Genomic DNA, 7,564 nt, shown 5'->3' on the forward strand with positions numbered 1-7,564 from the left:
AGGTTGACGGGCGATTCCGTGATCAAACCTCCCGCTAACCCCATGATCACCGGGGCGGGGGGAGGGGGTGAAGTTGGTGACAATTGCCGGGTGGGGGTGGTCGACTGGCGGCTTTCGTGGCAACCCTGGGTTGCATGGCCGCCTCTCGCTCGCCGCTGTCGCGGCTGCTCACCGTGCTGCTCGCCGGCGTGTTGGCCGGGCTTGTCCTGGCCGTCGCCGCGCTGCCGGGCAACCTGCTGCTCGGGCTCACCGCCCGCTCCGCGCTCGGGTCGTACGCCGCGTTGCCGGCGTCGCTGAAGACCCCGGCCACGCCGCAGCGTTCGTACCTCTACGCCAACGACGGCAAGACGCTGATCACCACGTTCTACGACGTGAACCGCACCGACGTCCCGCTGTCGGAGGTCGCCCCGGTGATGCGGCAGGCGATCGTGGCGGCCGAGGACCGGCGCTTCTACGACCACGGTGGCGCGGACCTGCGCGGCCTGGCCCGCGCGGTGGTGGCCAACGTCAAGGGCGGTGGCACCGAGCAGGGCGGCTCGACGCTGACCATGCAGTACGTCCGTAACGTGCTCAAGACCGACCCCACCCGCACCGCCGAGGAGCGGGCCGCGGCGACCGACCCCACCGTCGGCCGCAAGATCCAGGAGATCCGGTACGCGAGCGCGCTGGACAAGAGCCTCGGCAAGGACGAGATCCTCGACCGATACCTGAACATCGCCTACTTCGGCTCCGGCGCGTACGGGATCGCGGCGGCCAGCCAGCGGTACTTCGGCAAGCCCCCGGCCAAGCTGACCCTCGCCGAGTCGGCCCTGCTGGCCGGCCTGGTGCAGTCCCCGGATGCGTACAGCCCGATCAGCGGTGACAAGGACGAGGCGCTGGTCCGCCGGTCGTACGTGCTGGACTCGATGGTCGCCACCAACGCGATCACCGCCGCGCAGGCCGCCCAGGCCAAGGCCGAGCCGCTGACCCTGCACCCCACCGCCCAGCCCAACGGCTGCACCGCCGTCTCCCAGGGCCACGACGACTGGGGTTACTTCTGCGACTACCTGCGCCAGTGGTGGCTGACCCAGCCGGCCTTCGGAGCGACGGTCGCGGAGCGCGAGCAGGCGCTGCGTTCGGGCGGCTACACGGTGGTCACCTCGCTGGACCCGAAGATCCAGGCCACCGCGCAGCAGCAGGCCACCAAGGTCTATGGGTACGACAACAAGCGCGCCCTGCCGATCGCGGCGGTCCAGCCGGGCACCGGGCGGGTGTTGGCGATGGCGGTCAACCGGCACTACAGCCTCGCCGACAACCCGGCCGGGCAGGCGAACTACCCGAACACCGTCAACCCGTTGATCTCCGGCGGGGCCAGCGTCGACGGGTACCAGGCGGGTTCGACGTTCAAGCTGTTCACCATGCTCGCCGCGCTCGAGTCGGGCCGTACCCTCTCCACCGGTTTCGACGCGCCCGCCAAGCTGCCCACCCGGTACCCCGCCGAGGGGTCGGGCAGCTGTGACGGCCACTGGTGCCCGGCGAACGCCAACCCGGACTGGATGGACGGCTACCGGATGATGTGGGACGGCTTCGGCCGTTCGGTGAACACCTACTTCGTCTGGCTGGCCGAGCAGGTCGGCCAGGACAAGGTGGTCCAGATGGCGCAGCGACTCGGCATCACGTTCCGCGCCGACTCGGACGCCACCTTTGCCAAGAACAACGCCGCGAACTGGGGTTCGTTCACCCTCGGTGTGGCGGCCACCACCCCGTTGGACCTGGCCAACGCGTACGCCACGGTGGCCGCCGAGGGCACCTACTGCACGCCGGTGCCGGTGGTCTCGGTGACCGGCGCGGACGGCACGAAGGTGCCGGTCGGGCAGCCCTCCTGTAAGCGGGTTCTCGACGCCGACGTCGCCCGTGCCGCCACCGACGCGGCGCGCTGCCCGGTGGGGCAGCAGTCGGCGTTCGGGCAGTGCAACGGCGGCACCGCCACCGGTGTGAACGACATTCTCGACGGCCGACCGGTCGCCGGTAAGACGGGTAGCTCGGAGGAGAACTCCACCGAGACGTTCGTCGGCTTCACCCCGCAGGTCGCGGTGGCCGGTATCGCCGCCAACCCGGACGACCCGGCCGACTCGGTGGGGTCGGCGGTGCAGACCAAGGTGATCGACGCGGTCGCCCGGGTCATCGCCACCGCCGTGAAGGGCCAGCCGGAGAAGACGTTCGCCGCACCCAGCCACGAACTGGCCGGCGACCCGCACCGCCCGGTGGACCCCCCCAAGGTCCCGAACCGCCAGCAGGACCCCACCACCGACGACCCTCGCTCAACCCTCCAACGCTGGCTAGACCGCCGAGGCTGACCCCGACCCACCCCCGCGCCCCACCCCGCTCCCCGCGATCTTGCACTTTCGGTTGTCGAATAGCACTTTTTGCGGCCTTTTGTCCGTGCAGAAAGTGCAAGATTGGCGCGGGGTGGGTCAGCGCTCGCGGCGGCGGGGGCGGTAGCTGGCTACGGTGGCGGGGAGGCCGCGGCGGATTATTTCGGCGACGGCGGTGAAGCCGAGCAGTGCGGTGGCCACGCCGGCCCCGAGCCGATCAGCGATCTCGCGGACCTCGTCGCGCGCGCCGAGGGCGCCCTGGCCGACAAGCATGGCCACCCGCTGCCCGCCGCGCAGCACCTCGGCCGCCCGGCGCACGTCCGCCTCCGGCGGCACCGTCGGGTTCTGCTCGGCGCGTTGCTGGTCTGGTAGTAGCCGTGCGCGTGCGGCGGGTTCGGCACGGCCGGCTCGTCCTGGATGTCCAGGGGCAGGATCAGGGCGGTGACGGTACGCCGGGCCAGCGCCGTCCGGCATGCCCGATCGACCAGGTGGCGTACCTGCGCCGGGTTGTCGAGCTGGGCCAGGAACGCCGCGGCCACGTCCTTGTAGAGGGCGAGCAGGTCGACCTCCTGGTAGTAGCCGCCGCCCTCGGCGGTGGTAGCGGTGTGCCCGACCAGGGCGATCACGGGTTGGTGGTCGAGCTTGGCGTCGTACAGGCCGTTGAGCAGGTGGATGGCGCCCGGCCCGCTGGTGACCAGCGCGCAGCCCAGCGGACCGCCGCCGTACTTGACATGCGCGGAGCCGGCGAAGCCGGCGGTCTCCTCGTGGCGGACCTGGATGAACTGGGCCCGCCCGTTGGTGCGTTGCAGCTCCGGACAAAATGCCCCGCCGGACGGGCGTCGAAGCGCACTGCTCCGCGTCCGGCAGAATCGTCGGGTGCCCGTCCACCAGATCACTGACCCCGACGATGACCGGATCGCCGACTACCGGGCGCTCACCGACGTCGAGCTGCGCACCCGCTGGGAGCCGCCGCACGGCCTGTTCATCGCCGAGGGGGAGTTGGTGCTGCGCCGGGCGCTGCGCGCGGGCTACCCGGCCCGGTCGTACCTGGTCGACGCCAAGCGGGTCGACCAGCTTGCCGACCTGGACACCGGCGACGCGCCGGTCTACGCCGCGACCCAGGACGTGCTGCAACGGGCCACCGGTTTCCACGTACACCGGGGGGTGTTGGCGTCGTTCCACCGCCGGCCGCTGCCGACGGCGGCCGAGGTGCTCACCGCCGCGCGACGGGTCGTGCTCCTGGAGGACGTGAACAACCACACCAACCTCGGTGCGGTCTTCCGAGGTGCCGCCGCGCTCGGCATCGACGCGGTGCTGCTGTCGCCGTCCTGCGCCGATCCGCTGTACCGGCGCAGTGTCCGGGTCAGCATGGGTGAGGTCTTCGCGATGCCGTACGCGAAGCTCGACCGCTGGCCCGAGGGCCTGGACCAGGTACGGGAGGCCGGCTTCACGGTGCTCGCCATGACGCCCGCGCCGGACGCCGTACCGATCCAGCGGTTGACCCCGGCGCAGCGCGAGCGGGCGGCGCTGCTGCTCGGAGCCGAGGGGCCCGGCCTCACCGCGGCGGCCCAGGCCGCCAGCGACGTGCGGGTGGTCCTGCCGATGAGGCGTGGCGTCGACTCGTTGAACGTCGCCGCCGCGGCGGCGGTGGCGTTCTGGGAGCTGGGCCGCGACGATCCGCCGTTCGGCGGCGAGTAGATCGCTTCGGCTTGCATGGCCATGCGTTCTATTGCATAATTTTCCCCGTGTCCAAGGTTCTCACCTCCCTGCCCACCGGCGAACGTGTCGGCATCGCCTTCTCCGGCGGCCTCGACACCTCGGTCGCGGTCGCGTGGATGCGCGACAAGGGCGCGATTCCCTGCGCCTACACCGCCGACATCGGCCAGTACGACGAGCCCGACATCGCCTCGGTGCCCGGTCGCGCGCTCAGCTACGGCGCCGAGGTCGCCCGCCTGGTCGACTGCCGCGCCGCCCTGGTCGAGGAGGGCCTCGCCGCGCTGACCTGCGGCGCCTTCCACATCCGCACCGGCGGGCGGGCGTACTTCAACACCACCCCACTGGGCCGCGCCGTGACCGGCACCCTGCTGGTGCGGGCGATGGTCGCCGACGACGTCCAGATCTGGGGCGACGGCTCGACCTTCAAGGGCAACGACATCGAGCGGTTCTACAGGTACGGCCTGCTGGCCAACCCGATGCTGCGGATCTACAAGCCGTGGCTCGACACCGCCTTCGTCACCGAGCTCGGTGGGCGCAAGGAAATGTCGGAGTGGCTGCTCGAACGCGACCTGCCCTACCGGGACAGCACCGAGAAGGCGTACTCGACCGACGCCAACATCTGGGGTGCCACGCACGAGGCGAAGACCCTGGAACACCTCGACACCGGCATCGAGACGGTCAACCCGATCATGGGCGTCCGGTTCTGGGACCCGTCGGTGGAGATCCCGACCGAGGACGTCACCGTCGGCTTCGACCAGGGCCGGCCGGTCACGATCAACGGCAAGGAGTTCGGCAGCGCTGTCGACCTGGTGCTGGAGGCCAACGCCATCGGCGGCCGGCACGGCCTGGGCATGTCGGACCAGATCGAGAACCGCATCATCGAGGCCAAGAGCCGCGGCATCTACGAGGCGCCCGGGATGGCGCTGCTGCACGCCGCGTACGAGCGGCTGGTCAACGCCATCCACAACGAGGACACCCTGGCGAACTACCACAGCGAGGGTCGCCGCCTCGGTCGACTGATGTACGAGGGCCGCTGGCTGGACCCGCAGGCGCTGATGCTGCGCGAGTCGTTGCAGCGGTGGGTCGGCACGGCGGTCACCGGTGAGGTGACGTTGCGGCTGCGCCGGGGCGAGGACTACTCGATCCTGGACACCACCGGCCCGTCGTTCAGCTACCACCCGGACAAGCTGTCGATGGAGCGTACCGAGGACTCGGCGTTCGGCCCGTCGGACCGGATCGGCCAGCTCACCATGCGCAACCTGGACATCGCCGACTCGCGGTCGAAGCTGGAGCAGTACGCCTCCCTCGGCCTGGTCGGCGGCGGGAACCCGCAGCGGATGATCGGGGCCGCGCAGGCCGCCTCGACCGGGCTGATCGGCGCGATGCCCCAGGGCGGCGCGGAAGCCATCGCCTCCCGGGGCGTCGCCTCCGCGGAGGACGAGGCACTCGACCGCGCCGCCATGGAGTTCGGCGTCGACTGAGCCCCGCTGACCCCGGCTGCCGGTGGCAAGTCGAGTTCCGGCGTCACGGACGGTAGCGTGTCGGCCGTGTTCCCTACCGTCCGTGAGGTCCTCGCCCTGGACCCGGTCCGCCACGGCGCGCCACGCGTGGTCGCTGGCGACGACGGGCTGGACCGACCCGTCCGCTGGGTGCACGTCGCCGAGGTGCCGGACATCGCCACCCTGCTCGGCGGCGGCGAACTGGTCCTCACCACCGGCATCGGCCTGCCCGGCGACGACGCCGGGTTGCGCGCGTTCATCGGCGACCTCGCCGACGTCGGAGTCTCCGGGCTCGTCGTCGAGCTGGGCCGCCGGTACGTCAGCGGGGTGCCCCGGGTGATGGCCGCCGCCGCCGAGCGGCGCGGGTTGCCCCTGGTGGAGCTGCGCCGGGCCACCCCGTTCGTCCGGATCACCGAGGCGGTGCACGCGCTGATCGTCGACGCGCAGCTCACCGAACTGCGCGCCACCGAGGAGATCCACCAACGGTTCAACGACCTCTCCGTCGAGGGCGCCGACGCCGCCGAGGTGATCCGACAGGCCGCCGAGCTGTCCGGTTGCCCGGTGGTGCTGGAGAACCTGTCCCGGCAGGTGCTCGGGTACGACCCGGCGGGCGAGAGCGCCGAGCTGCTGCTCGACGGCTGGGAGCAGCACTCCCGGCGGATCCGTCCGGCCGGGCGGACCGCGTACGACCCGGACAGCGGCTGGCTCGTGACCACAGTCGGCGCCCGGGGGCAGGACTGGGGTCGACTGCTGCTGCGCTGGCCGGCCAGCGGGGACGTGCCAAGCGCCCGGGCCATCGAACCGGCAGCTGGCTCGCCCACCCGGCTCACCATCCTGATCGAGCGGGCGGCGTCCACCCTCGCGCTGGGCCGGCTGATCCGCCGCGACGCCGAGGGCCTGGAACGGCAGATCCACCGCACCCTGCTCACCGCGCTGCTCGACCACTCCCGCCCGGTGGACGAGGTTGGGCTACGGGCCAAGGCGCTCGGCGTGGTGCTCGACCGGCGGCACCTGGTCGGCGTGATGGTCCGGCACCGCGCCGACGACCCCGCCGGGGAGGTCGGCCCCGAGGCCGGCCAGGCCCGGCTACGGGATCTCTCCGAGGCGGTCGGCCAGGCCCTGCGGGAGTCGAAGCTGACCGCCCTGACCAGCGCCGTCGACGACAACTCGGTGGGCGCGCTACTGGCCCTACCCGACCCGGCCGCCGAGGACCGCGCGCTGTCCGCGTTCGCCAGCGCACTTCGTCGGGTACGCCTCGACGTCGGCGCCGGCCGGCCAGGGCCCGGTGTCGAACCGGCTCGGGTCGCCTCCGACGCCTCCCGTGCGGCGTTGGGCGCCGACCCGCCTCGCGCAGGGTTCGGGGCCGAGGCTGCTCGGGCCGGTGGCGATGTTCCCCGGGGAGCTGGCCCGGGTGCCGTGATCGTTGCCGCCGGCTCCGGGGTGAGCACCCTGCGGGAGGCCCGCCGGTCGCTGGTCGAGGCGCGGCAGATCGCCGAGGCGGCCCGGCGGGACCGGCGCGATCTACCGATCTTCCGGCTGCCGCACGTCGGCCTGGCCGGGTTGCTGCACCTGCTGCGCGACGAGCCCCGCCTGCAGACGTTCGTGGAGCGCGAACTCGGCGCGCTACTGGAGTACGACGCCCGGCACCCCCGGGAACAGCTGCTCGACACCCTGCGCGCGTACCTGGAGCAGGGCCGCAACAAGTCCGCCGGTGCCGCCGCCGCCCACCTGTCCCGGCCGGCCTTCTACGAACGCCTGGCCCGCATCGCCCGCATCCTCGACGTGGACCTGGACTCGGTAGAGGCCAGCCTGTCCCTCCACGTGGCCCTACTAGCCCTAGAAGCAGTCCGAACCCCCTAGCCTCACCCCTAACTCGAAAATCGAACCGTGCGTAGACACGCGGCAGCATCCCGCGTCGCGAAGCGGCGTGGGATGGGTTGTGGTGTGGCTGTTAGGCGGCGAGGTCGAGGGTGACGCGGTAGCCGAGGGCTTCGA

At 71.9% G+C, this 7,564-nt stretch carries 4 protein-coding genes and 1 pseudogene; 4 read left to right on the forward strand and 1 reads right to left on the reverse strand.

The genetic code is table 11. The features are described from left to right. Window positions 1–134: 134 nt before the first annotated feature. Complete coding sequence (locus KBX71_RS33125) at window positions 135–2,336, forward strand: transglycosylase domain-containing protein (RefSeq protein ID WP_247684531.1); 2,202 nt, start codon at window positions 135–137, stop codon at window positions 2,334–2,336. A gap of 186 nt (window positions 2,337–2,522) precedes the next feature. Here KBX71_RS33125 and KBX71_RS33130 read toward each other — a convergent pair. After that, window positions 2,523–3,163: pseudogene (locus tag KBX71_RS33130) on the reverse strand (thiamine pyrophosphate-binding protein); the annotation flags it as partial. On the opposite strand from KBX71_RS33130, the gene KBX71_RS33135 reads away from it, so the two are divergent. Genes KBX71_RS33135 through KBX71_RS33145 form a run of 3 tightly spaced genes read left to right on the forward strand, consistent with a single transcriptional unit; the run spans window position 3,132 to window position 7,429 of the window. Further along, complete coding sequence (locus KBX71_RS33135) at window positions 3,132–4,052, forward strand: TrmH family RNA methyltransferase (protein WP_374102683.1); 921 nt, start codon at window positions 3,132–3,134, stop codon at window positions 4,050–4,052. The pseudogene KBX71_RS33130 and the gene KBX71_RS33135 sit on opposite strands and share 32 nt — an antisense overlap. Before the next feature lie 47 nt (window positions 4,053–4,099). Then, window positions 4,100–5,551 (forward strand): argininosuccinate synthase, encoded by a 1,452-nt coding sequence (gene argG, locus KBX71_RS33140; RefSeq protein WP_124815557.1) that lies wholly within the window; start codon window positions 4,100–4,102, stop codon window positions 5,549–5,551. A gap of 57 nt (window positions 5,552–5,608) precedes the next feature. After that, window positions 5,609–7,429 carry a PucR family transcriptional regulator ligand-binding domain-containing protein gene (locus tag KBX71_RS33145; RefSeq protein ID WP_210821625.1) on the forward strand — a complete coding sequence of 607 codons (1,821 nt, stop codon included), beginning with the start codon at window positions 5,609–5,611 and terminating at the stop codon, window positions 7,427–7,429. The last annotated feature ends 135 nt before the right edge of the window (window positions 7,430–7,564 follow it).

This window comes from Micromonospora sp. D93, from assembly GCF_018070365.1.
Taxonomy (GTDB): domain Bacteria; phylum Actinomycetota; class Actinomycetes; order Mycobacteriales; family Micromonosporaceae; genus Micromonospora; species Micromonospora ureilytica.

Bases quoted from the DNA above. Each gene is read 5' to 3' on its own strand.
- KBX71_RS33135 (WP_374102683.1), top strand. From the start codon at position 3,132: ATGAACTGGGCCCGCCCGTTGGTGCGTTGCAGCTCCGGACAAAATGCC.
- KBX71_RS33125 (WP_247684531.1), top strand. From the start codon at position 135: ATGGCCGCCTCTCGCTCGCCGCTGTCGCGGCTGCTCACCGTGCTGCTC.